General features: G+C 38.7%; 23 protein-coding genes and 12 tRNA genes (1 of these 35 only partly in view). 4 read left to right on the top strand and 31 right to left on the bottom strand.

Annotated elements, in window-relative coordinates; all coding sequences use genetic code 11:
- Nucleotides 1-19 precede the first annotated feature (19 nt).
- Nucleotides 20-1450 carry a 6-phospho-beta-glucosidase GenA gene (genA, locus tag IGK72_RS01375; protein WP_002355206.1) on the top strand — a complete coding sequence of 477 codons (1431 nt, stop codon included), beginning with the start codon at nt 20-22 and terminating at the stop codon, nt 1448-1450.
- 36 nt (nt 1451-1486) lie between these two features.
- Here the strand turns inward: genA and IGK72_RS01370 are convergent, their stop codons facing one another.
- From IGK72_RS01370 to efp, 4 genes are all read right to left on the bottom strand, one after another.
- Nucleotides 1487-2623, bottom strand: a complete 1137-nt coding sequence (locus IGK72_RS01370) for a cystathionine gamma-synthase (RefSeq protein ID WP_023894877.1) — start codon at nt 2621-2623, stop codon at nt 1487-1489.
- A 13-nt stretch (nt 2624-2636) separates the two neighbouring features.
- Nucleotides 2637-3554 (bottom strand): PLP-dependent cysteine synthase family protein, encoded by a 918-nt coding sequence (locus IGK72_RS01365; protein WP_023894876.1) that lies wholly within the window; start codon nt 3552-3554, stop codon nt 2637-2639.
- Between the two features lie 89 nt (nt 3555-3643).
- A complete protein-coding gene (locus IGK72_RS01360; RefSeq protein WP_002366057.1) occupies nt 3644-3781 on the bottom strand; it encodes a hypothetical protein in 138 nt (45 codons plus the stop codon).
- 168 nt (nt 3782-3949) lie between these two features.
- A complete protein-coding gene (gene efp / locus IGK72_RS01355; protein WP_002355202.1) occupies nt 3950-4510 on the bottom strand; it encodes an elongation factor P in 561 nt (186 codons plus the stop codon).
- 354 nt (nt 4511-4864) lie between these two features.
- Between efp and IGK72_RS01350 the strand changes: the two genes are divergently transcribed.
- Nucleotides 4865-5512, top strand: coding sequence for a FusB/FusC family EF-G-binding protein (locus tag IGK72_RS01350; RefSeq protein ID WP_002361142.1), 648 nt, complete (start codon nt 4865-4867; stop codon nt 5510-5512).
- Nucleotides 5513-5550: 38 nt separating this feature from the next.
- Here the strand turns inward: IGK72_RS01350 and IGK72_RS01345 are convergent, their stop codons facing one another.
- The 4 genes from IGK72_RS01345 to fabF form a co-directional block, all read right to left on the bottom strand.
- Complete coding sequence (locus IGK72_RS01345; protein ID WP_031324125.1) at nt 5551-6519, bottom strand: dihydroorotate oxidase; 969 nt, start codon at nt 6517-6519, stop codon at nt 5551-5553.
- Nucleotides 6520-6596: 77 nt separating this feature from the next.
- Nucleotides 6597-7484, bottom strand: a complete 888-nt coding sequence (locus IGK72_RS01340; protein ID WP_070416047.1) for a hypothetical protein — start codon at nt 7482-7484, stop codon at nt 6597-6599.
- Nucleotides 7485-7574: 90 nt separating this feature from the next.
- Nucleotides 7575-8009 carry a 3-hydroxyacyl-ACP dehydratase FabZ gene (gene fabZ, locus IGK72_RS01335; protein WP_002355197.1) on the bottom strand — a complete coding sequence of 145 codons (435 nt, stop codon included), beginning with the start codon at nt 8007-8009 and terminating at the stop codon, nt 7575-7577.
- Between the two features lies 1 nt (nt 8010).
- Entirely contained in the window at nt 8011-9249 is a 1239-nt protein-coding gene (gene fabF / locus IGK72_RS01330) for a beta-ketoacyl-ACP synthase II (RefSeq protein WP_010821341.1), read from the bottom strand.
- A gap of 297 nt (nt 9250-9546) precedes the next feature.
- On the opposite strand from fabF, the gene fabI reads away from it, so the two are divergent.
- The gene (gene fabI / locus IGK72_RS01325) at nt 9547-10299 is read left to right on the top strand and encodes an enoyl-ACP reductase FabI (protein ID WP_002358338.1); all 753 of its coding nucleotides are present in this window, start codon (nt 9547-9549) and stop codon (nt 10297-10299) included.
- 97 nt (nt 10300-10396) lie between these two features.
- On the opposite strand, the gene IGK72_RS01320 is transcribed toward fabI, so the two are convergent.
- The 5 genes from IGK72_RS01320 to IGK72_RS01300 all read right to left on the bottom strand — a co-directional run bounded on the left by IGK72_RS01320 (nt 10397) and on the right by IGK72_RS01300 (nt 13621).
- A complete protein-coding gene (locus IGK72_RS01320; RefSeq protein WP_002355192.1) occupies nt 10397-10810 on the bottom strand; it encodes a DUF4809 family protein in 414 nt (137 codons plus the stop codon).
- A gap of 29 nt (nt 10811-10839) precedes the next feature.
- The gene (locus IGK72_RS01315) at nt 10840-11775 is read right to left on the bottom strand and encodes a cation diffusion facilitator family transporter (RefSeq protein ID WP_002355191.1); all 936 of its coding nucleotides are present in this window, start codon (nt 11773-11775) and stop codon (nt 10840-10842) included.
- Between the two features lie 142 nt (nt 11776-11917).
- Nucleotides 11918-12592 carry an HD domain-containing protein gene (locus IGK72_RS01310; RefSeq protein WP_070416048.1) on the bottom strand — a complete coding sequence of 225 codons (675 nt, stop codon included), beginning with the start codon at nt 12590-12592 and terminating at the stop codon, nt 11918-11920.
- Nucleotides 12593-12604: 12 nt separating this feature from the next.
- On the bottom strand, nt 12605-13117 hold the full coding sequence (locus tag IGK72_RS01305) for a DNA-3-methyladenine glycosylase I (RefSeq protein WP_002355189.1): 513 nt from the start codon (nt 13115-13117) through the stop codon (nt 12605-12607).
- 12 nt (nt 13118-13129) lie between these two features.
- On the bottom strand, nt 13130-13621 hold the full coding sequence (locus IGK72_RS01300; RefSeq protein WP_002355188.1) for a methylated-DNA--[protein]-cysteine S-methyltransferase: 492 nt from the start codon (nt 13619-13621) through the stop codon (nt 13130-13132).
- A 111-nt stretch (nt 13622-13732) separates the two neighbouring features.
- Between IGK72_RS01300 and IGK72_RS01295 the strand changes: the two genes are divergently transcribed.
- Nucleotides 13733-14326, top strand: coding sequence for a bifunctional transcriptional activator/DNA repair enzyme AdaA (locus IGK72_RS01295; RefSeq protein ID WP_002355187.1), 594 nt, complete (start codon nt 13733-13735; stop codon nt 14324-14326).
- A gap of 17 nt (nt 14327-14343) precedes the next feature.
- Here the strand turns inward: IGK72_RS01295 and IGK72_RS01290 are convergent, their stop codons facing one another.
- The 18 genes from IGK72_RS01290 to IGK72_RS01205 all read right to left on the bottom strand — a co-directional run.
- Entirely contained in the window at nt 14344-15087 is a 744-nt protein-coding gene (locus IGK72_RS01290; protein ID WP_002383919.1) for an alpha/beta hydrolase, read from the bottom strand.
- A 137-nt stretch (nt 15088-15224) separates the two neighbouring features.
- A complete protein-coding gene (locus IGK72_RS01285; RefSeq protein WP_002355185.1) occupies nt 15225-16043 on the bottom strand; it encodes a histidine phosphatase family protein in 819 nt (272 codons plus the stop codon).
- A 20-nt stretch (nt 16044-16063) separates the two neighbouring features.
- Nucleotides 16064-17530 carry a glycoside hydrolase family 1 protein gene (locus tag IGK72_RS01280; RefSeq protein WP_023894872.1) on the bottom strand — a complete coding sequence of 489 codons (1467 nt, stop codon included), beginning with the start codon at nt 17528-17530 and terminating at the stop codon, nt 16064-16066.
- A 122-nt stretch (nt 17531-17652) separates the two neighbouring features.
- Nucleotides 17653-19083, bottom strand: coding sequence for a 6-phospho-beta-glucosidase (locus IGK72_RS01275; protein WP_002355183.1), 1431 nt, complete (start codon nt 19081-19083; stop codon nt 17653-17655).
- A gap of 23 nt (nt 19084-19106) precedes the next feature.
- Nucleotides 19107-21005 carry a beta-glucoside-specific PTS transporter subunit IIABC gene (locus tag IGK72_RS01270; RefSeq protein WP_002361131.1) on the bottom strand — a complete coding sequence of 633 codons (1899 nt, stop codon included), beginning with the start codon at nt 21003-21005 and terminating at the stop codon, nt 19107-19109.
- Between the two features lie 73 nt (nt 21006-21078).
- Nucleotides 21079-21921, bottom strand: coding sequence for a BglG family transcription antiterminator LicT (gene licT / locus IGK72_RS01265; RefSeq protein ID WP_002355181.1), 843 nt, complete (start codon nt 21919-21921; stop codon nt 21079-21081).
- A gap of 242 nt (nt 21922-22163) precedes the next feature.
- Nucleotides 22164-22235 (bottom strand) — tRNA-Glu (locus IGK72_RS01260).
- Nucleotides 22236-22250: 15 nt separating this feature from the next.
- Nucleotides 22251-22338, bottom strand: a tRNA-Ser gene (locus IGK72_RS01255).
- A gap of 10 nt (nt 22339-22348) precedes the next feature.
- Nucleotides 22349-22422, bottom strand: a tRNA-Ile gene (locus tag IGK72_RS01250).
- A 13-nt stretch (nt 22423-22435) separates the two neighbouring features.
- Nucleotides 22436-22506 (bottom strand) — tRNA-Gly (locus IGK72_RS01245).
- Nucleotides 22507-22520: 14 nt separating this feature from the next.
- A tRNA-Phe gene (locus tag IGK72_RS01240) sits at nt 22521-22593 on the bottom strand.
- 5 nt (nt 22594-22598) lie between these two features.
- Nucleotides 22599-22672, bottom strand: a tRNA-Asp gene (locus IGK72_RS01235).
- 48 nt (nt 22673-22720) lie between these two features.
- Nucleotides 22721-22794, bottom strand: a tRNA-Met gene (locus IGK72_RS01230).
- Nucleotides 22795-22827: 33 nt separating this feature from the next.
- Nucleotides 22828-22917, bottom strand: a tRNA-Ser gene (locus IGK72_RS01225).
- 12 nt (nt 22918-22929) lie between these two features.
- Nucleotides 22930-23001 (bottom strand) — tRNA-Glu (locus tag IGK72_RS01220).
- A gap of 14 nt (nt 23002-23015) precedes the next feature.
- Nucleotides 23016-23089: transfer RNA gene (locus IGK72_RS01215), tRNA-Ile, on the bottom strand.
- Between the two features lie 9 nt (nt 23090-23098).
- Nucleotides 23099-23169, bottom strand: a tRNA-Gly gene (locus IGK72_RS01210).
- Nucleotide 23170: 1 nt separating this feature from the next.
- Nucleotides 23171-23228: transfer RNA gene (locus IGK72_RS01205), tRNA-Asp, on the bottom strand; it runs 19 nt beyond the window's last position.

The raw sequence follows: 23228 nt of genomic DNA, 5'->3' as shown, positions 1-23228 counted from the left end.
AACAAAGGACTGAAACGATATGTCAATTTTGAAAAATGATTTTCTTTGGGGCGGCGCTGTCGCTGCTCATCAATTAGAAGGAGGCTGGGACCAAGGCGGTAAAGGGGTGAGCGTGGCGGATGTAATGACTGCCGGTGCACATGGCGTCCCTCGTAAAATTACCGCAGGCGTTTTACCAGATGAACACTATCCTAACCATGAAGCGATTGATTTTTACCATCGCTATCAAGAAGATATTCAACTATTCAAAGAACTTGGTTTAAATTGTTTCCGAACCTCTATTGCTTGGACACGAATTTTTCCTAACGGAGATGAAGAAACGCCCAATGAAGAAGGCCTTCGTTTTTATGATGCACTTTTTGACGAGTGTTTGAAAAATGGCATTGAGCCAGTTGTGACACTGTCTCACTTTGAAATGCCTTATCATTTAGTCACAAAATATGGCGGTTTTCGCAATCGCCAGGTCATTGATTTTTTTGTCAAATTTGCTGAAGTCTGTTTCACTCGTTACCAGAAAAAAGTCAAATATTGGATGACCTTTAACGAAATTAACAACCAAGCCAATTATGAAGAAGATTTTGCACCTTTTACTAACTCTGGTATTGCTTACCAAGAAGGAGAAGACCGCGAAGCAATTATGTATCAGGCTGCTCATTATGAACTAGTCGCTAGCGCACGTGCAGTGAAAATTGGCCACGCTATCAATCCCGACTTCCAAATTGGCTGTATGATTGCGATGGTGCCTATTTATCCTTATTCTTGTAATCCTGAGGATATGATGATGAGTGTTAGCGCAATGCAAAAACGTTATTGGTTTACCGATGTTCATGTCCGCGGTCATTATCCAAGTGCAATTCAATGCTATTTGAAACGAAAAAACATTTCATTAGATGTCACAGAAGAAGATTTAACTGATTTAGCTAATGGCTGTGTTGATTATATTGGCTTTAGCTATTACATGTCATTTGCTGTGAAAGGTGCAGAAAAGGCCCCTACTTTTGACTACAATGAAGCAAAAGACTTGGTGCGAAATCCTTATGTAGCAACATCTGATTGGGGCTGGCAAATCGATCCTATGGGCTTACGCTATGCAATGAATTGGTTCAATGATCGGTATGAATTACCACTTTTTATTGTCGAAAATGGCTTTGGTGCTATTGATGAGCTAGAACCAGACGGAACGATTAACGACACTTACCGAATCGCTTATTTACGTGAACATATTGAGATGATGAAAGAAGCCGTTGCGTATGACGGCATTGATTTGATGGGCTACACACCTTGGGGATTCATCGATTTAGTGAGCGCTAGTACAGGCGAAATGAAGAAACGGTATGGCTTCATTTATGTAGATAAGGACAACGATGGTCACGGAACGTTGGAACGGCGAAAGAAAAAATCGTTTGCTTGGTATCAACAAGTGATTGCTACGAATGGAGAAGAATTATAAACAAAAGGCCTTCGTCTAAAGACGAGGGCCTTTTGTTTATGCTTGTAATCCCTTTTCTAAATCAGTCAACAAATCTTCGACTGCTTCAATTCCTACAGATAAACGAATGAGTCCATCTTTAATTCCCACGGCTTCACGATTTTCTTTGGGGATAGATGCGTGAGTCATAATGGCAGGTACTTCAATTAAACTTTCTACGCCACCTAAACTTTCCGCTAAAGTAAAAATTTCCAACGCTTCTACGAAAGGAACGACTTGCTCATCCTTGGCTAATTCAAAAGAAATCATGCCACTAAATCCCGACATCTGTTTTTGCGCAATTTCGTGACCAGGATGACTCGCTAGTCCTGGATAATACACCGTTGCTACAGCTGGATGCGCTTCTAAAAATTCTGCAATTTTTTGAGCATTTTGGGCGTGCGCTGCCATCCGGACGCCTAATGTTTTTAAACTACGTTGGACCAGCCAACTATCATGTGGTCCTAGAACAGCACCAATCGCATTTTGTAAAAAGTCAATTTTTTCTGCGCTTTCTGGGTGATTCGTTACGACTAAACCAGAGACTACATCACTATGGCCCCCTAAATATTTTGTCCCGCTGTGAACCACAATATCAGCACCTAACGCTAACGGCCGTTGAAAATAAGGCGTCGCAAATGTATTATCGACAATAGTTAACAACTGATGTTTTTTAGCAAGCTTAGCCGCCGCTTCAATATCTGTAATTTTTAACAGTGGATTACTTGGTGTTTCCAAAAACAAGGCTTTTGTATTTGGCTGAATTGCGGCTTCAATTGTTGATAAGTCACTGGCGTTTACAATCGTGTAGCTTAACCCATTTGCTACAAATACTTTATCCAATAAACGGAAACTCCCCCCATAGACATCGTCACCTAATAAAATATGATCTTCGGGTCCAAACATAGAAATGATTGCATGGATACCAGCTAAGCCTGAGCTAAACGCAAAGCCATGGCTCCCACCTTCTAACTCAGCGATTAAGGTTTCTAACGCGTGACGTGTGGGATTACCTGAACGAGAATATTCATATTCTTTTGGCTGGCCCACGCCATTTTGTTCAAAGGTTGACGTTTGATAAATAGGAACACTCACTGCACCTGTTGTTGTGTCTTTGCTAATGCCGCCATGAATTAATTTGGTATTGAATTTCATAAAAGTTTTCCTCCTAAGAATAAATATTTTTTGATAAATAACGGTCACTACCGTCAGGAAAAATAGTTACAATTGTGCTGCCTGCTGGTAAGCGGCGCGCCTCTCTTAATGCCGCCGCAAACGCTGCGCCGCTGGAGCTTCCCACCAGCAAAGCGCTTTTCTTGGCTAATTGTTTGACCCAGAAAAAACCATCCTCGTCTGAAATGGTATAAAAGCCGTCCACAGGAATCTGTTTAAGAAAAGGCGGCACGAACTCCACGCCAATGCCTTCGATTTCATGTCCGTGTGCAGGTCCGCCATTTAAAATTGAACCTTCTGGCTCCACGCCCCATAATTGCGTCTTACTATTCTGTTCTTTGAGATATCTGCCAACACCTGCAAACGTTCCACCACTGCCTAAACCTGCGACAAAGCTAGTAATCTTTCCGCCTAAGTCTTGAACAATTTCAGGCCCTAATCCTTCGTAGTAAGCAGCAGGGTTATCCGGATTTTCAAATTGTAACGGCACGTAACTATTAGGAATTTCCTTGGCTAAGTCTTGGGCACTAGTTATCGCTCCGACAATCCCTTGCTCTGTTGGCGAAAGAACAATTTTAGCACCTAACGCTTGCATCAGCTGTTGTTTTTCCTGACTAAATTTTTCTGGCACAACAAAGATTGTCTTGAGGCCCAGTTGACTGGCAGCTAATGCAAGTCCAATCCCTGTATTCCCCGCTGTCGGTTCAATAATTGTTGTGGCTTGATTTATCTTTCCCGTTTTCATTGCTTCTTTGAGAAGATGCACACCAAGCCGATCTTTGACGCTGCCACCTGGATTCAAATATTCTAGTTTCGCATAAATTTTAGTGCCTTCTGGCATAGGATATTGTTCACTTGTAAATTCAAATAATGGTGTTGCTCCGATTGTGTCTAAAATTGACTGAACAATCATAGCGAATTCCTCCTTCTAATACATGTACATAAAACAAAAAGGTGCTGATCGCATCAGCACCTTTTTTGTTTATTTCTGGTTGTCTAGATTCAGAGAGGAATCGTGTTAGGCAATTTTTCAGAAATAACGGAGGTTTTCCCCATCACAAAAGAGTATGCTGCACTATTTTGCACCATACAACAACAGCTTTCCGTTTCTAAAAAAAGGCTAGCTTGTTTTTTCGTCATGGTTGATTTCCTCCTTCGTCATGTGTTGACCAAACTATACCATTTCCCATTTTCTAGTGTCAACGATTCTAACGATTGCTATTTCCTATCACACCAATGGTTTTCTTATAGGTAAAAGAATTAATAGACCAAAAAAAACAGAAGGCTAGCCTTCTGTTTTTCTGCTACTTATTTAGCACGTTTTAAATACGTACCTTCCGCAGTATTGATTTCTAATAATTCGTCTGCTTCAACAAAATCTGGAACGTTAACAACTAATCCTGTTTCCATTGTAGCGGGTTTACCAGAACCAGTTACTGTTGCGCCTTTGATTGAAGGTTGTGTTTCAGCAACACGTAAGATTACCGTTGTTGGTAAAGTTAAACCAATGACTTCTTCACCATAAAATTGAATTTTTACTTCCATATTTTCTAGTAAATATTTTAATTCTTCTTCAATTAAAGCAGTTGGTACTTCATATTGTTCATATGTTTCTAAATCCATGAAAATAGCCATATCATCTTGGCTGTATAAATATTGAACCGGTTTTGTATCGATGTGCGCTTTTTTCACTTTTTCATCTGGGCGCATTGTTGTATCTGTTGTTGAACCCGTACGAACATCTTTTAATTTCATACGCATAACCGTGTTACCTTTACCTGGTTTGTGGTGGCTAGCTTCCATTACTTTAATTAATTTGCCGTCTTGCTCAAAAGTCATACCGGCTTTTAAATCGCTTGCTGCAATCATTGTAATTTCTCCTTTTCTCTGGTTAATTCTTCATTATTGTAGCAAATAACCTAGGATTAATCTAGGAAATCACGTATCTTTTTTAGAAGTTTATCACTCCCCAGACATTGAATTGGGAAATAAAACGAGTTTAACTTGCCTTTTTTCTTGAATTGCGTTAGAATTACCAAGCTTTCATCAATTATTTTCACTTTTTACATAGAAAAAATCAATCATTAAAGGGGGTGATGATATGATACGTCAAACGCTATCTTTATCAAAAACACATGAGGTTGTCTGTCACTAAACATACGTTGGTGAGACAAATTGCCTTTCAGCGTATGTACTCGGTCTATTTGAAAGGAATTTAAAATCATGAACCCAACTATTCAACCTTACCAATTTAACATAATTAAAGAACAAGTCGCTGTGTTACTAAATACCTATACGTCTGTTAACGATGCTACGACTGTCAAAACTGTCCAGGCCTTATGTGTCGAAAAAATCAATGGGTTATTTCCAGAAGAACACCCTGCTGTTACGATTTTGTTGGACAAAGTGATGGATCGTCGTTTAACACGCGCGCGTGCTGAAAAATATTTAGACGAATTAAAAGAAACCGTGTTGCCCTTTAAAGAACCTTCAACACCACAAGTCACGAAAGTCTTTCGCAAAGTGAAAAAGTTAAAGATTCCTGAGTGGGAAAACATGGATTTACGGAACAATACCTATGTCGGTTGGAACGACGCTGGGACTCAGAAAAAATTTATCTTAGCTTATCGAGAAAATAAATTAATCGGCGTCCACGGCACCCTTTCACCCACCATTGTTAAAGGTGTTTGCTCCATCTGTCAAACAATCACGAATGTGTCTATGTTCCTAGCTACCACCAAATCAGGCGGTGACGGAACCTACACGAAAAAAGGCAATTACATTTGCCATGATAGCGACACCTGTAACCAACAATTAACACAACCTGAATATTTGGAAGCCTTTATGGAAAATGTTAAGGCTGTGAAATAACAAAAAACCGTCAAGAAAATTTCTTGACGGTTTTTTTGTTACATCTCTTTCAATTTCCCACGAAATTCTTCAATACTTTCATAACCTTTTGCTGCCATGATTTCTTGTAATTCTTTGGCTAGACGCTCAAAAACTTGTGGACCTTCTTGATGCAATTGTGTGCCGACTTGTACTAATGTCGCACCACATAAAAGATGCTCAAAAACATCTTTTCCACATGTAATACCGCCCGTTCCAATAATTTTAATTTCTGGTTTCAAACGTTGCGCAAACGCACGAACATTGGCTAACGCTGTTGGTTTGACATATTCGCCGCCCAGTCCACCGAAACCTCCTTTTGGTTTAATGACCACTTCTTCCTTGTCACTGTCAATATATAAACCATTACCGATGCTATTAATACTATTCACGTATACTAAAGGGAATTTATTTAAAATTTCAGCCATTGCGTCAAAATGTGCAATATCAAAAAATGGGGGTAATTTTACACCTAATGGTTTAGTAAAAAATTGGAAAACTTCTGTTAAAAGCTTTTCTGTTAATTCAAAATCATAAGCAATTTGCGGTTTACCAGGCAAATTGGGACAAGACAAATTAAATTCTGTCACTCCTGTGTATTCTCTTTCTTGCACTTTTTTTAAAATAGCGATATTTTCCTCATAATTCATACCAGATACAGATAAAAAGCGTAACTCCTCGGGAAATTCCTTTTGACGTGCAATCTGATAATCTAAATAATAATCAATCCCTAAATTAGGCAAGCCCATTGAGTTAATACTTCCTAATGGTGTATCAAAATACCGTGGTTCCTCATTGCCCTGACGAGGATTAGGTGTTGCCGTCTTAGCGACAAAAGCACCTGCTTGAGAAGCCGCTAACTCGTCCATTTCCTTAATTGTCATACAATGAATGCCTGATGCGTTCATTAACACATTCGCCAATTTATGTCCCGAAAACTCTACTGAAATATCCAAAAGAAAAACCCTCCTGTAAATTGTTTTACTCATAAGCTTACCACCTTCACATAAGCTTTTTATGATTATAGCATGTTATTTAAAAAGGAGCATGGATTTTGATGAATTTGTTATTTGTATTTGCGGCGTGCTTTTTTTTGGATTTTAAACTTTTTATTTTGTAGTTCAAAATCCTTCTCATCTTTTCGAGCAATTTCCTTATAGCTAGTTATTACTTTTTTTAATGGCGTTACTTTAGCTATAAAAATCAATACTAATGTACTTATAAATACAATAACTAATCGCAATATTCCTCTAGCCAAACATATACTATAACTTGCTAAAGCATTTTTTCCATAAAAATAATGAGAGATGTTTATTACCCATCCTTTAGTTTCTAACATGTCTGAGGTAACAAACGAAAGGTATAAAATCATCGAATAAAGAATAAGAAAATACCTTAAATAAATCCATTTTTTCTGCAAATTATATGGTATATCGACCTTACTAATTTCTTTTTTAGAGAAAATATATATTATTTCTTTAGAACAAGCCAAAAAGATTACCGCAGTAACTAACGGAATAATTGACCACCAAGAACTTTTAAACATCCCCAAAAAGTAGGCAAGCAAAATTAGTGTTAATGAACCTTTTAAAGTAGTGTTAAAATCATCTTTAAGATTTCTAACTATAAATACTAAGGCAAGAACTAAAAAATAAATAGCTAGTATGTAACCAATTATCCTACCATTGATATTTAAATAATAAAGGATAACCATTATTCCAAACATTCCTGAAATAGTTAAAATCCATACAGCTAAATCTTTTTTATTCCCAGAGACACTCTTTCTATTTTTCAAATACAGAAAAATATAGGTAAACGACAAAACACCGAAAACTATGCGATTGAGTCCTTTAGGAGTACTCTTAAAAAAATAGTTCAGCGTTCCCAAAAAAACAAACAACAAACCATATACGACTGTTTGTTTATAGAATGGGGGTTGTAGCTTTTTTATCATACTTATACCTCCAACACCTTTTAACTAATTTTATCACATTCACACAAAAAAAGAGCAAGCCTTCACCGCTTACTCTTTCTAATTATCTTTTTATCGTCCCACAATAAACGTCAATTCACATTCGCAGACCTTTTTATCTTCCACGTAAGCAGTCGCTTTGCCGATGCCGACAAAGTCACGTAATTTGACGATTTCAAAATGTAATTTCAAGACATCACCAGGGACCACTTTTTGACGGAATTTGGCTTTGTTGATACCGCCAATATAGGCTGTTTCACCTTCAAATTGATCCATTTTTAAGATTAAAATCGAACCTACTTGTGCCAATGCTTCAATAATCAAAACGCCTGGCATTGTTGGATTTCCAGGGAAATGTCCTTGGAAAAATTCTTCGTTAATTGTCACATTTTTTGTTGCAATAATCTTTTCATTTGGAATAATTTCATCCACATAATCAATATAACAAATCGGATAGCGATTAGGAATCATTTCCATAATTTCTGTTGCAGTCATTACTTTTTTCATACTAGTTTTCCTCCCATTTCTTCAAGCAAATTACACCATTATGGCCACCAAAGCCAAACGAATTACTAATTGTATAGTCCGCTGTAATGTCACGTGCACCTTCTGTGACATAATCTAAATCACAATCTGGATCAGCAACTTGGTAGCCTATTGTCGGATGAGCTTTTCCTTCTTGCAATGTTTGCACACAAGCGATCGCTTCGATACCGCCAGCCGCGCCCAATAAATGTCCAGTCATACTCTTTGTACTTGAAATTGGAATTTGCGATGCTCGCTCACCAAAGACACGTTTGATGGCCGTTGTTTCCGCAGCGTCATTCGCTGGGGTTGACGTACCATGAGCATTGATATACCCAATTTGTTCCGGCGTAATCCCTGCTTCTGCAATCGCCATTTCCATCGCAGCCGCCGCGCCACTACCGTCTTTTAAAGGAGCGGTCATGTGGCTAGCATCACAGTTGCTGCCATAGCCAACAATTTCGCCGTAGATAGTTGCGCCACGTTTCTGTGCATGCTCGAGTTCTTCTAAAACCAGCATTCCTGCGCCTTCACCCATCACAAAACCTTTTCGTTCTTTATCAAAAGGAATCGAAGCCCGAGTCGCATCTTCTGTTGTATTTAAAGCATTCAATGCTGCAAAGCCTGCAATCCCAATTTCACATACTGTGGCTTCTGTCCCCCCAGTTACCATCATGTCCGCTAAACCATATTTAATCGTGCGAAAAGCTTCACCAATCGCATTCGTCGCAGAAGCACAAGCAGTCACGATAGTTTGAGAAGGTCCTTTTGCACCTAAACGAATCGAAATATTTCCCGCTGCCATATTAGCAATTACCATGGGCACGAAAAATGGTGTTACGCGTTTTGCGCCTTTTTTATCCATTACCCGTACTTGGTCTTGTAAGGTAGTCATCCCGCCAATCCCACTACCGACAATCACACCTAAACGAGTCGGGTCAATCGTTGCTTCTGTTAAACCACTCATTTCCCACGCTTCTAAAGCAGCGACCAAGCCATATTGAGAAAATAAGTCCATTCTTTTTTGCTCTTTGCGTTCTAAAACAGCACTTGGGTCAAACTCTTTCACTTCACCAGCCAAAGCCACCCCAGTATCTTCAGAATCAAATTTAGTAATTTTGCCAATTCCTAGCTTGCCATCCACTAGATTATGCCAAAATTCTTTTACGGTATTGCCTAATGGTGTTACGGCACCCATGCCGGTTATGACCACTCTTTTCATACTGTACCTCCGAGTTTATTTTGATTATCAAACTATTATTTCATGCGGTTTCCAGCACTTTTTCTCAAAAAATAAGAAAAATAGTTTGACTTTCAAAGTATTTTGGTTAATAATTCAGACATCAGGAAAAATGTCTGTTTTTTTCAAGATTAGAAAATTGAGAAGATTTTGTTATCATTCTCACACAGATAATACCAGTTGAAATTTTATTCGTCAACTCAATAAATGTAACTTTTACATTTTGATGAAGAAAAGCCTATTCTATCAACAAAAATTTTTTATTAAAGGAGATTTTATATGTTTTTACAAAATAAGAATGTCGTCGTAATGGGTGTTGCCAACAAAAAAAGTATTGCTTGGGGCTGTGCAAAAGCATTAAAAGATCAAGGGGCCAATGTTATTTATACGTATCAAAACGAACGCATGAAAAAGCAAGTGGTTAAATTAGCAGATGAAAATGATTTGTTGGTGGAGTGCGATGTTGCTTCTGATGCGTCCATTCAAGCAGCCTTTGAAACAATTAAAAATGAAGTGGGCACGATCGATGGACTAGTCCATGCGATTGCTTTTGCCAAAAAAGAAGAATTGTCTGGAAACGTTAGTGACATCACTCGTGATGGTTTCCTATTAGCACAAGATATTAGTAGCTACTCTCTTTTAGCAGTCACTCATTATGCGAAACCTTTGTTAAATCCTGGTTCAGGAATTGTCACATTGACGTATTTAGGTTCCGAACGTGCGATTCCTAACTATAATATGATGGGGATTGCTAAAGCATCTTTAGAAACTGCCGTGAAATATCTAGCTTTTGAATTAGCTGCAGATAAAATTCGTGTCAACGGAATCTCCGCAGGAGCGATTAAAACATTGGCTGTGACTGGTGTAAAAGACTACGATCAATTGATTAGTATTTCTAATGAGCGGACACCAGATAAAACAGGTGTAACCATTGAAGAAGTCGGAAACACTTGTGCCTTTTTAGTCAGTGAACTAGCTAGTGGTGTGGTCGGTGACATCATTTATGTCGATAAAGGCGTTCACTTAACTTAATCATTTTTTGTCTTTATTTCTATTTATACATTAAAAAACAGAGATTGGACAATCTCTTTCACTCATTGATTGTCCAATTTCTGTTCTATTTTTTACTTTATTCTATAATAAAATTGACAGTTTCAATTCCAAAAACAGTTGTTAGGATTTGATTAACTTGTTCAAAAAGTTCTGGTAAATCTTCCAGTTTATTTTTAGATTGGATTTTTTCAGAACCGTTATCGTAGCTTAAATGATTGTACGCTTCTTTAAAGGTTACTGCTGTGTCTTCTTTTCGATAAAGGATATATTCGTCATCTAGCATATCCATTTGTAGCTCCTGTTTAAATCCATTTCTGGCAACAACAGCAGAAACTAGATGAGCAACTGTCAAGCCATCTAACGGAATGTCCACTCCATTCATTGCTAATGTGTAGACGGTATCTTCCACTAAACCACAGGCGTTACAACCACCACTGGTTAAATCTACTGTACTTGTTATAATTGCCTCTTGCATCGTTTCTTCCCCCATATTGTTTTTTAAAGTTATTCTTTCATTTGTTATTTACGAACGTAATTCACATCATAATCGTCAACTTCAATATAGATATAGATTTTTTTATCAGGCATTTTACTACGAATATCTCGTTCAATCGCATTCACAACATCAGGTGCATCTTCTTCCATTGGTTCTACCACATCAATTTTTGCCGCTACTAAAATTTCAGTTGGACCTAAATGAACGGTCTTTACATCAATTAGTTTTTCAACATCCGCCCGATCAAATGCGGTTTTAATTTTTGCTAAATCTGTAGCGGTCACACTTTCTCCTATAATCAAACTATAAAATTCTTTCGCTAAGAAAATGGCTGCACACATTAATAGTAAACCAATCAGTAAACCACTGATAGCATCAAATGCAGCAATCCCAGTTACCATTGTTAAAAGGGTTCCCACCAAAGCTAAACACAAACCAATAACCGCACAAAAGTCTTCCGTAAAAATAATTAAAATTTCACTGTGACGACTTTCTCGCAAAAATTTTAAGAGCGATAACTTCTCTGTATTCAATTCTTTGATTTCTTTCATCGCTACACGCAAAGAGCTACCTTCCACAAGCAAACCAAAAATTAAAATACCAATGACAATAGCCACATTTTCTACTTCATGAGAGGGATGCAGTAACTTCTGAATAGCCTCCATTACGCCTAACGCGCCCCCACCAAAAAAGAGCATCGTTGCAACAATTGTACTAAAAAAGTATTTTGCACGGCCTTCTCCAAATTGATGTAACGCACTTTGTCCACGAGAAGCGCGCTTATTCCCAAAAAGTAATAACACCTGATTACTACAGTCCACGACACTGTGGATACTTTCATTCATCATAGCGGTACTACCACTTAAAGCAAAACCAACAAATTTACTAATCGCTACTAAAATATTCGCAATCAGTGCGGCAATAACTGCAAACATGCCACTCGATTTTTTTGTCTCCATAATTACCTCCTATATGTAACGTAAAACTAAGATAAACCACCCGTTTATTCATCCATCATTTTACCACTTCTGAGGTATTTGTAAAAAAGAGTTCTCTTAAAATTCAAAAAGAAATGTACTGACTGTTTTAGTTGGCCCTCATTTATCGGTGTCCATCCCACTCTTGATAAAATTCCTCCAGATAAAGTTCCATAAATTGATGACGCTTTTCCGCCAATAAGCGACCATAATTTGTATTCATTTGTTCCTTTAACTTTAAAAGTTTCTCGTAAAAATGCATAATAGCAGTATCTTCCCCATTCCGGTATTCTTCTTGGGTTAACTGTTCACGAGGTTGTTTGTGAGGATCGTGAATTAAACGGCCTTTATTTCCCGAATAAGCCATCACCCGTGCAATTCCAATCGCACCGATGGCATCTAATCGATCCGCATCCTGGATCACTTTTCCTTCTAATGTAGTGACTGTTTTCCCAGTATTTCCTCCTTTAAAGGACATATTAGCAATAATGGAAAGGATGCGATTCGTTTGCTCTGTTGATACGTTATTTGCTTCCAACCATTGTTGCACCTTTAGCAAGCCAGCCTCTTCACTTTCGTTAAATTTTTCATCGCCAATATCATGTAACAATGCTGTTAATATACATAAAAATAAATTTGCTTGTTCTTTCTCTGCAATTGTTTTTGCTAATTGTGTCACTCGATAAATATGCCACCAGTCATGGCCACTTGCTTCGTTGGCTAATTCTTGTTGAACATAACACTCTGCTGCTTGAATAATTGTTTGTTCTTCAAAACTAAGAGATTCATTTTCAAACATCCTAACACTCCTTTATTCTGGATTTAAAATTTCCACCTGGATAATCCCGCTAGCTTTCAGAAACATATTGGTGACAATCGGACCTACAAAAGAAAATCCTCTTTTTTTTAAGTCTTTTGCTACGTTATCTGACAAAAGCTGTGTGCGCGGGACTTGGTATGCTTCTTCATAAATAGATAAAACGGGGACGTTTTTTACAAATTGCCATAGATAATTGGCAAAACTGCCAAATTCTTCTTGTACTTTTAAAATTGCTTGCGCATTTTTAATGGTTGCTTCAATTTTGCGCCGATTGCGAATCATATCTGGATCAGCTACTATTCGATCGACTTCGTCAGGCAACAGCGCGGCAACTTTTTCCGGCTTCATTTGGCAAAAATTTTTCATGAATGCTACTTTTTTCCCTGCGGCTGCTTTCCAACTTAAACCAACTTGAAAAACACCCACCGTCAACAATAAAAACAGCAAATCATCCTCTCTTGTAGGTTTTCCCCATTGTTCTGTATACCATTGATAGTTGTTCATCGCCGCCTCCTTTTAAGACTGTTCAAATGTTAATAATGCTTGTTTCATTGCTAAACCACCACGGTAACCGGTTAATTGTCCCTTGCTGCCGATGACTCGATGGCAAGGAATGACCATTAATAAAGGATTTTTCCCAATCGCTGTGCCAACTGCTCGAACCGCACGTGGACGCCCAATTTTTTCTGAAATTTCTTGATAGGTCATTGTCTCACCATAAGGGATTTCTTGCAACGCCTGCCAAACTTCTTTTTGAAAGGGCGTTCCTTCTATGTCTATGGGGCAAGCAAACGTTGTCGAATGTTGGTTAAGATAACTTATTAATGCTTCTTTATAAGGCGCAGTTTTCTTTTCAGAAGCTTCTAATTGTGCTTGAGGGTACCAGTTTTTCAGCTCTTCTATCGATTGATTGGCTGAACCTACAAAAGCTAGTCCAGCGTCTGTCACACCAAGATAATAGTGATCGTTCTGCCATTCTTGTTGCGCATAATAAATTTTTTTTGCCATATTTCTACACTTCTTTCTCGTGTTTTTCTTATCTTCATTATAATTCTTTTGGCTTTCAAAATCTTGCGCTCCTATCACTTTTTACTTGTTTTTATTAGGGATTCTTTTACAATGAAGAAAACGGGAGGTGTGCTTACAATGAAAACAACGTATCGACTTACTCAGAAACGTTGGGAAGCCATTCAAAATAATAATACGCAATTTGATGGTGATTTTTTTTATGGTGTGACCACAACTAAAATTTTTTGTCGTCCTTCGTGCCCTTCCCGTGTGCCCAATAAGAACCACGTTCTGATCTTCAAAACGGCTCAGGAAGCTTTAACACTTGGTTTTCGTCCATGTAAAAGATGTCAACCAACCGGGCAAGTCGTTCCTAACGAGGAATGGGTTGCTCAAATTAAGCAATTTATTGATCGGCATTCAGCGGAACCTTTAAGTTTAGACTATTTAGCGCAAACCTGCCACGGTAGTCCCTTTCATTTGCAGCGAACCTTTAAGGAACAGACAAAACAAACCCCATTAGCTTATTTAACAAGTATCCGAATTAGGCAAGCCCAAGAATTGCTTCTCCATTCACCCCTTACGATTCAACAAATCGCGAAAAAAGTTGGCTTCCAAACCGCAGCATATTTTGCCACCACTTTTAAAAAAGAAACAGGCGTAACCCCCTCTGTTTATCGCAGTAAAAATGAGCCGAAAAAATAACATTTCGGCTCATCGGATTATTTATTGGGGCGTGATTGTAGCCACGCTACAATCAATTGACTGATTTCTGTTTGCTGTTGCTCGTTAGAAATTGTCGCTTTGTTATCTCCTTTTTGGACACCGTAATTACCAAACCCTGCATGATTACCACCTTTGATAGATACATACTGCGTATCTTTTGGCAAAAACTGTTTGGCTTTTTGGTAGCTAGTCCAATTTAAAACACCATCGTTTGTGGCTGTTATTGACAGAACCGGCAGATTTTGCTTGTTTAGTGCACCTTTTTCGTCAGGATAGCTGGCTAAATAAATCATGCCTTTGATTCGTTGCTCATTTTCCGCTACAAAACGACTAGCCATCACACCACCCAGAGAATGCCCAGCCAAAACGAAGTTTTGTTGTGGATGATCCTTTATAATTTGTTCTGCAGCATTTGGTGCAAGAACCGCTAAATTCAAAGGAAAATGAACAACATAGACATCGTAACCTTTCGTAGCAACTTCTTGCGCCCATTCACTATAACTAGCGGGCGCAACCAATGCACCTGGATAAAAAATCAGTGCTGTATCATTTTTTTGCCCGTTTGTGTAATAATCATAGTTTTTTTCTTGCGTGGCACTTTGACTTATTTTTAAGGCCGAATCGGTTGCTTGATACGTACTATTTTTAATAAAAATAGTCAGGCCGATGACTAAGATTACTAAAAAAAGCCCAAGTCCTAGGACAATTTTTTTCCAGCGTGATTTTGTTCTATTTTTCATCTCATTTCCTCCCAATGAAAAAATTCTTCTTTCTGATTCTACCTTTAATAAAAAAAGAACACAACAATAGGAGTTGGTGGAGCAACCCTTTTCTTGCTCCACCAACTCCTAAATAGACTGTTTCTCTAATCCAGGGATTATTTTGATTCTTTTTCGCCTGCTTCTAAGTAGCTGACATCATTGACTTTATCCAAAGTATACTCGCCATTTTTGTAATGAATCGTTGTAACACTAGCATTCTTCAAACCGCCTTCTGGGACTTTAAAATCATCAAATAAAGTTGCTAACAACGCTGAAATACTCAAGCCATGAGAGACCACTAAAACATTGCCATTCCCAGAATTGGCTGATTCTGTGGCAACAATTTTATCTAAGCCTTTTTTCAAACGTTTGGTAATTGTAGCATAGTCTTCTGCAGGCCAGTTATTCTTGCTTTCCTCGCGCTGTTGATCCAGTTTAGCTACACTGTTGGCAAAGGATTCAGGAGTCATGTTTTTCATAAATTCTTCTAAGGAAACACCTTGATCATCAGCAATATCCTGCCACATTGTCTTGTTTAAATCCCCTTCATAGCTACCAAAATTAAATTCACGTAAATCTGGGTCACGCACGACTTCAAGGTCTTTGCCTGCTTTATTTTGATCTAAAATAAGTTGAGCAGTTTGCAAGGCGCGGCCACTATCACTACTATATGCATTTTGAAAGGCAACATCTTTCAGGCCAATCCCAGTTGCTGTCACAACTTTTTCACCTTCTGGTGTTAAGACCGCATCTGACCATCCTTGTACGCGGTCCGTCGTATTTAACATGGTTTTTCCATGGCGCACAATGTAAAGAGTTAGTTCTTCAGGTTTTGTCTCTTTTTCTTTTGTCGTTGCTTGCTGATTTTTACCACAACCAACCATTACTAAAATGGCCAGAAAAAGCATCCCCACAATCGTCAATCGTTTTTTCATTTTTTATTTCCCCTCATTTTCTACTCAGTTGTTAAGTTTTCACCATTACTAGCGATAACTTGTTTGTACCAATTAAATGATTTTTTCTTAGTTCGTTTCAAGGTTCCCTGACCTTGGTCATCCATGTCTACATAGATAAAGCCGTAACGTTTTTTCATTTCGCCAGTCCCTGCTGAAACTAAGTCAATACAACCCCATGGCGTATAACCAATTAAGTTAACCCCGTCTTCTTCTACTGCGGTTCTCATGGCTTCAATATGTTGTTTAAAATAATCAATGCGGTAATCGTCGACAATCGAGCCATCCTCTTGCAATGTATCCACCGCACCAAACCCGTTTTCAACCACAAACAATGGCATATTGTAACGATCTGACAACTGACACAATGAAATTCTTAACCCTAAAGGATCGACAGCCCAGCCCCATTCAGATTCTTGCAAATAAGGATTTTTAACCGCAGGCATTTGGTTGCCTCCGACATATTTTACTTCTTCGGGATAAGCAGTCGAAACGGTCGACATATAATAACTAAACCCGATATAATCAACTGTTCCTTTTTGAATAATCGCTAAATCCTCTGACTCCATTTGAATTGTCATTCCTTCACGCTCAAATTCTTTGAGCTTATGCGCTGGATAATAGCCCTTAGCCTGGACATCCATATAAAATTCTTGCTCTCGGTTAAATTGAACAGCTGCCATCACGTCCTCAGGTTTGCAGGACAAAGGATAACTTGGAATATAAGCCACCATCATACCAATTTGGAAATCTGGATTGATGGAATGTCCTAATTCAACTGCTTTCGCACTTGCTACAAATAGATGATGCACTGCTTGATATTTACTTTGTTTATCATTATTGTGAATCCCAATTTGCGTCCAACTTCTTAAAAAATTAATTTCATTAAAAGTCATCCAATACTTCACTTTATCCTGATAACGTGTAAAAATGGTTTCACAAAAGAAAACAAAGAAATCAATCACTTCACGATTTTTCCAACCATCATATTCATCGGCCAAATACATCGGAATATCAAAATGGTTAATTGTCACAACAGGCTCAATTCCATGGCGCAGCAAAGCATCAAAAACTTTATCATAAAAGGCTAAGCCTTCTTCATTAATCTCTTTTGTTCCATTTGGGCAAATCCGGCTCCAGGCGATAGACAGCCGAAAACATTTGAAACCCATTTCTGCAAATAAGGCGATATCTTCTTCGTAATGATGGTAAAAGTCCGTCGCTACATGACTAGGGTAGTATAATTCTTCATCGATATAGCCAATCGCTCCTTCGGGTAATGCTTGATCGCGTGTACACGAAGCTTTTTGGCCTTCTTTAGTTAAATACGTAATCCGTCGCGGTTCTGTTTGACTACCACCAGTAATTGCATCTAATGTACTCAGACCTTTGCCTCCTGAAAGGTAGCCACCTTCATATTGGTTAGCAGCTGTTGCGCCGCCCCATAAAAAATTTTCTGGAAATCCCATAAAATCCCTCTTTCCCTCTGTTTTTAGGCATAACAAAGAAACCATCAAGGGAATTGACGCTGGCAGAAGAGTCCTTGTTTTTTCTACCAACGTCAAACGCCCTTTAATAGTTGCTAATTTTATTAATTACTTAAATCTTCACCATTTGTTGCGATTACTTTTTTGTACCAATCAAACGATTTCTTCTTGCTTCGTTTTAACGTACCATTTCCTTCGTTATCGCGATCCACATAGATAAAGCCATAGCGTTTTTTCATTTCACCTGTTCCAGCTGATACTAAATCAATACAGCCCCAAGTCGTATAGCCTAACAAGTCGACACCATCTTGTTCAACGGCATCTTTCATCGCTTGAATATGCGCCGCCAAATAATCGATACGATAATCATCGACTACATAACCATTTTCGTCTGGTGTGTCTACCGCTCCTAAGCCATTTTCAACAATAAATAGTGGTTTTTGATAACGATCATATAAGTCATTCATCGTAATTCTCAAACCAAGCGGATCAATTTGCCAACCCCATTCACTGGCTTTTAAATAAGGATTTTTCACAGAGGCAAAGATGTTACCAGCTGTTTGTTCATTAATTTCTGGATCTGTTGATGTGACACGAGAAGAATAATAAGAGAACGAAATGAAGTCCACCGTATGTTCTTTTAAAAGTTCTTCGTCGCCTTCTTCCATTTCAATTTGAATACCTTTACGGGCCATTTCTTTTAAAGCATACGCAGGGTATTCCCCACGTGATTGGACATCAATAAAGAAATAATTTTCACGATCTGCTTGTCGAGCAGCGAAAACATCTTCTGGTTTACAAGTATAAGCGTAGTTGGAACCAGCCGCTAACATACAACCTACTTGGTTTTCAGGATCTACCTCATGAGCAATTTTTGTCGCAATTGCACTTGCTAGTAGTTCATGATGAGCCGCTTGGTATTTCACTTGTTCTTTGTTTTCGCCTTCTTCAAAGTATAGACCTGCTCCCATAAATGGTGCATGTAAAATCATATTAATTTCGTTAAATGTTAACCAATATTTGACTAATCCTTTATATCGGTTGAAAATTACACGGCAAAGATTTTCATAGAAACCTACTAACTTACGACTACGCCAAGCGCCATATTCTTCCACTAAGTGCATTGGGCAGTCAAAGTGTGTAATCGTTACTAGTGGCTCAATCCCATATTTATGACATTCTTTGAATAAGTCTTCATAGAACTTCAAGCCTTCTTCATTTGGCTCTGTTTCATCTCCCATTGGAAAAATTCGACTCCAAGCAATGGATAAACGGTATGTTTTAAAACCCATTTCACCAAACAAGGCGATGTCTTCTTTATAGCGATGATACATATCAATCGCCTCTTGTGCAGGATAGAAATGTTCTTCATCAAAGTTAAACATTTTCTTTTCACCAGTGATTACTGGAAAACGATCTGGACCAGTTGGCGCTAAATCGACGTTTGCCAAACCGCGTCCACCTTCGTTATAGCCACCTTCACATTGATTGGCTGCTGTTGCGCCACCCCATAAAAAGTCTTTTCTAAATGCCATAAATTCTCTTCCTCCACATCTTTTTATATTAAAGCGGTCAGCAAATCATCGCTTGTTGAAACTTCATTACTGCCGACTTCCAAAATATCTAAATAATCCGCTGTATTCGTCACAACAATTGGGATTTGTGTACTAAACCCAGCTTTTTTAATTCCTTCTAAATCAAAGGTTACTAATGTTTGACCTTTTTTCACGCGGTCACCTTGTTTTACAAAAGCTTCAAAGCCTTCGCCTTCTAATTGAACTGTATCAATCCCAATATGAATCAATAATTCTGTGCCGTTATCTGAAATCAAACCTAATGCATGTTTTGTTGGGAATAGTGTGACAATCGTTCCATCAAAGGGTGCAACCACTTTGCCTTCCGTTGGTTCAATCACGACCCCATTTCCTAATGCTCCATTCGCAAAAGCAGGATCCTCTGCATTTTTTAAAGATAACACTCGTCCTTTGACTGGACTTGTAATATTTTCTTTTTTAATCGTTGTTTTATCAATAATCACTTCTTCTTCCTCAACTGTATTGTCTTTCCAGAAGAAGAATGTTAGACCAAAACCAACGACCGCTGCAATGGCAATTGCAATAAAGGACTGAATCATCCCACTTGCATCATCACCATTGATAAAGTTTAGCACACCGAAAATTCCTAAACCACCCATTGTATAAGCTGTCACATTGTTGATCATCAAATATAAACCACCGACAGCGCCACCAATCATTGAATAAATAAATGGCCATTTTTTTGGTAAAGTGATTCCATAAATTGCTGGCTCTGTTACACCAAAAATACCAGAGATAATTGCTGGCGGACACAAAGCTTTTAACTTTTTATCTTTCAATTTGAAGAACATCGCTAAAACAACCGCTGTTTGCGCAAAACTAGCTGCAAATGATCCCGTTAATACTTGGCTTGAACCTTCTTGTGTCACTTGCATAATAGCTAATGGCACAACGCTCCAATGTAAACCAAAAATAACTAAGACTTGCCAGAAGAAACCAAGAATCAAACCATACAAAGCTGGTGAGAAACTCATTAATGCTGTAAAGCCAGCGCTTAATAAATCTGTTAGCATGCTAACGATTGGCCCAATTACTAAGAAACCAATTGGTAAGGCAATCAACAAGACGAAAAACGGTACTAAGAACGTTTGAACAACTTCTGGAATAATACGTTTAAACACTTTTTGAACTTGTGCCGCAAAAGCAATAATGAAGATGATTGGTACGACACTACTTGTATAGTTCGCACCGACCCAAGGAATCCCCATAAATGTATCATAGGCAGGTAAGCCGAATAAATTATACGGCGCTGCGGCTCCCGCACCCGCTGTTGTTTCAAAGGCCGTTTGTAATGCACTTCCTTGAATCGTTGGGTAACATAAAGCTGCGCCAATCACGATCCCTACCATTGGATGCAACCGGAATTTTTTAGCTGCTGTATAACCTAAAATAACTGGCATAAAGTAGAAAATTGCATCGCCAATCCCATTTAACATGGTATAAGTCCCTGACGTAGCCGTATAGAGCTTTAAGAAAACCAATAAGGCATTTAACCCTTTGACCATCCCAGCCGCTGCTAACGCCCCTAAAAAGGGTTGGAAACAACCACTTAAAATATCTATTAAGCGATCAAATAAATTCCCACTGGAAGCTTCTTCTTCACGTTCTCCTGACAAGCCTGCAATACTAACTACTTCTTCGTAAACGGCTGGAACATGGTTCCCAATAACGACTTGGTATTGTCCACCGCTTTTCATAACAGTTACCACACCGTCCATATTTTTTAAGACATCATCATTCGCTTGACTCTCATCTTTTAATTTGAAGCGAAGACGTGTGATACAATGTGTCAAACTATTAATATTCTCTTGCCCACCGACATTTTTTACAATTTTTTCTGCTAGTTCATGATATTTTCCCATCTTTTTTTCCTCCAAAAATTTATTTTCATTTGAAGGTTTAGCCAACTGAATGTCACTATCCAAAGTGGTGCGTTTATTGTTCCGTTGTTTGTACAATTCGTGCAATGTGAATCGTTAGGTACAAGCGTTCTTCATTTGAAACTTGATAGTCATAGTTCTCATTTAAATACAAGCTGATCTTTTCCACGCAACGATAGGCGTTGAGATATTTCTTTTTGATTACCGCATACAGTTCTTCATCATCATTTTCGACAACTTCACGTTGGTGTAATAAGCGATAACAGAAAAATTTTAAATGTGTGCTAAATCGATAAAAGTAGACAGAGTCTTCATCAAAACTTACCTTAAAATAGTATTTGACGATATTTGTAATCTCTTGCATCAACTTTGTCAATTCGTAAATATTACCGACTTCTTCCTCCATCTCCGCATTTACCAAGTGCAATGCGATAAAACCTGCCTCATCCGTTGACAATTCCATTCCTACGCGCTTTTGTACCATTTTTAAAGCATTTACTCCTACTTCGTACTCTTCAGGAAAAAAACGTTTAATATCCCATAATAATAAATTCTTAATTGCAATTCCTTGTTTTTTTCTTTCTAAAGCTGTGTACAAATGATCCGTCAGAGAAATATAAATGGTATCATTCAAACTCTTTTTCAACGTTGATTTTGCATAAACAATAATGTCATCCGAGAGTTTCATCATCTCTAAAGGAATATTTCCTAACAATTCTTGAAACTTAAGTGATGTTTCTTGATTGGCTAAATAAAAAACTTGATCGATACTTTCATCAGGAACCCAATCCCCAATGCGTTTCTTAAAAGCAATTCCTTTGCCCATAACAATTTGCTCTCGTTTATCATCATCTAATGTAATAACCACATTATTGTTTAAAATTTTGTGAATAATCAATGCCCCACCTCCTTTGTGTTTCGTTGAAAAAAGAAAAACCCAATTTCTTCAAAAAGAACGACACACCTGTCGCTTCATGAAAAAATTAGGTTTAGCTTGTCTTTAAACAATCACTATCCATCTATTTACTTATCCCTACATCCAAAGAATAACATATTTACAACAAATGTCAACGCTTTCAACGACATTTTTTTGTAATAAAAATAAAAAAAGCATACAAACATTGTTTGTATGCTTCACTATGACCCGTACGGGACTCGAACCCGTGTTACCGCCGTGAAAGGGCGGTGTCTTAACCGCTTGACCAACGGGCCATTAAAAAGAAAAAACGGAGAAGGAGGGATTTGAACCCTCGCGCCGGTTTCCCGACCTACACCCTTAGCAGGGGCGCCTCTTCAGCCACTTGAGTACTTCCCCAAGAAATAAATGGGCCTAAATGGACTCGAACCATCGACCTCACGCTTATCAGGCGTGCGCTCTAACCAGCTGAGCTATAGGCCCCAAATAAGAAAAAAGCGGGTGACGAGAATCGAACTCGCGACAACAGCTTGGAAGGCTGTGGTTTTACCACTAAACTACACCCGCAAATTTTTCTTGGATGGCGCGGGACAGAATCGAACTGCCGACACATGGAGCTTCAATCCATTGCTCTACCAACTGAGCTACCGAGCCAAAAACGGTCTGGACGGGACTCGAACCCGCGACCTCCTGCGTGACAGGCAGGCATTCTAACCAGCTGAACTACCAAACCAATTCGTTTTTGCTTTATGCAAATGTATGCTTTAAAAAATAAAAGCAATTGCGGGGGCAGGATTTGAACCTACGACCTTCGGGTTATGAGCCCGACGAGCTACCTGACTGCTCCACCCCGCGATAATTAGACCAAGGAAACTTAATTCCTAAGAAAGGAGGATAAGGGATTCGAACCCTTGCACGGTTTTACCCGCCTGACGGTTTTCAAGACCGTTCCCTTCAGCCGGACTTGGGTAATCCTCCGTAACAAAACTATGACCCGTACGGGACTCGAACCCGTGTTACCGCCGTGAAAGGGCGGTGTCTTAACCGCTTGACCAACGGGCCATTTTATAAAATTATGGGCCTAAATGGACTCGAACCATCGACCTCACGCTTATCAGGCGTGCGCTCTAACCAGCTGAGCTATAGGCCCAAAAAGAAAAGCGGGTGACGAGAATCGAACTCGCGACAACAGCTTGGAAGGCTGTGGTTTTACCACTAAACTACACCCGCATGGCGGTCTGGACGGGACTCGAACCCGCGACCTCCTGCGTGACAGGCAGGCATTCTAA

Source organism: Enterococcus sp. DIV0183 (assembly GCF_050541505.1).
Classification (GTDB): Bacteria; Bacillota; Bacilli; order Lactobacillales; family Enterococcaceae; genus Enterococcus; species Enterococcus faecalis.
The sequence above is the reverse complement of the archived record's forward strand: the minus strand, read 5'-3'. Positions and strand labels throughout refer to the sequence as shown.

Excerpts from the sequence above, each read along its gene's own strand:
- genA (WP_002355206.1), top strand. The coding sequence starts at position 20 with ATGTCAATTTTGAAAAATGATTTTCTTTGGGGCGGCGCTGTCGCTGCT.
- fabF (WP_010821341.1), bottom strand. The coding sequence starts at position 9,249 with ATGAAAAGAGTGGTCATAACCGGCATGGGTGCCGTAACACCATTAGGC.
- IGK72_RS01340 (WP_070416047.1), bottom strand. The coding sequence starts at position 7,484 with ATGATAAAAAAGCTACAACCCCCATTCTATAAACAAACAGTCGTATAT.
- IGK72_RS01345 (WP_031324125.1), bottom strand. The coding sequence starts at position 6,519 with ATGAGTAAAACAATTTACAGGAGGGTTTTTCTTTTGGATATTTCAGTA.
- IGK72_RS01370 (WP_023894877.1), bottom strand. The coding sequence starts at position 2,623 with ATGAAATTCAATACCAAATTAATTCATGGCGGCATTAGCAAAGACACA.
- IGK72_RS01300 (WP_002355188.1), bottom strand. The coding sequence starts at position 13,621 with ATGGCAAAAAAAATTTATTATGCGCAACAAGAATGGCAGAACGATCAC.
- IGK72_RS01320 (WP_002355192.1), bottom strand. The coding sequence starts at position 10,810 with ATGGGGGAAGAAACGATGCAAGAGGCAATTATAACAAGTACAGTAGAT.
- IGK72_RS01280 (WP_023894872.1), bottom strand. The coding sequence starts at position 17,530 with ATGGGATTTCCAGAAAATTTTTTATGGGGCGGCGCAACAGCTGCTAAC.
- IGK72_RS01295 (WP_002355187.1), top strand. The coding sequence starts at position 13,733 with ATGAAGAAAACGGGAGGTGTGCTTACAATGAAAACAACGTATCGACTT.
- IGK72_RS01270 (WP_002361131.1), bottom strand. The coding sequence starts at position 21,005 with ATGGGAAAATATCATGAACTAGCAGAAAAAATTGTAAAAAATGTCGGT.
- IGK72_RS01315 (WP_002355191.1), bottom strand. The coding sequence starts at position 11,775 with ATGGAGACAAAAAAATCGAGTGGCATGTTTGCAGTTATTGCCGCACTG.
- fabI (WP_002358338.1), top strand. The coding sequence starts at position 9,547 with ATGTTTTTACAAAATAAGAATGTCGTCGTAATGGGTGTTGCCAACAAA.
- IGK72_RS01350 (WP_002361142.1), top strand. The coding sequence starts at position 4,865 with ATGAACCCAACTATTCAACCTTACCAATTTAACATAATTAAAGAACAA.
- IGK72_RS01285 (WP_002355185.1), bottom strand. The coding sequence starts at position 16,043 with ATGAAAAAACGATTGACGATTGTGGGGATGCTTTTTCTGGCCATTTTA.
- IGK72_RS01305 (WP_002355189.1), bottom strand. The coding sequence starts at position 13,117 with ATGAACAACTATCAATGGTATACAGAACAATGGGGAAAACCTACAAGA.
- efp (WP_002355202.1), bottom strand. The coding sequence starts at position 4,510 with ATGATTGCAGCAAGCGATTTAAAAGCCGGTATGACTTTTGAGCAAGAC.
- IGK72_RS01360 (WP_002366057.1), bottom strand. The coding sequence starts at position 3,781 with ATGACGAAAAAACAAGCTAGCCTTTTTTTAGAAACGGAAAGCTGTTGT.
- IGK72_RS01275 (WP_002355183.1), bottom strand. The coding sequence starts at position 19,083 with ATGGCATTTAGAAAAGACTTTTTATGGGGTGGCGCAACAGCAGCCAAT.
- fabZ (WP_002355197.1), bottom strand. The coding sequence starts at position 8,009 with ATGAAAAAAGTAATGACTGCAACAGAAATTATGGAAATGATTCCTAAT.
- IGK72_RS01290 (WP_002383919.1), bottom strand. The coding sequence starts at position 15,087 with ATGAAAAATAGAACAAAATCACGCTGGAAAAAAATTGTCCTAGGACTT.
- IGK72_RS01310 (WP_070416048.1), bottom strand. The coding sequence starts at position 12,592 with ATGTTTGAAAATGAATCTCTTAGTTTTGAAGAACAAACAATTATTCAA.
- IGK72_RS01365 (WP_023894876.1), bottom strand. The coding sequence starts at position 3,554 with ATGATTGTTCAGTCAATTTTAGACACAATCGGAGCAACACCATTATTT.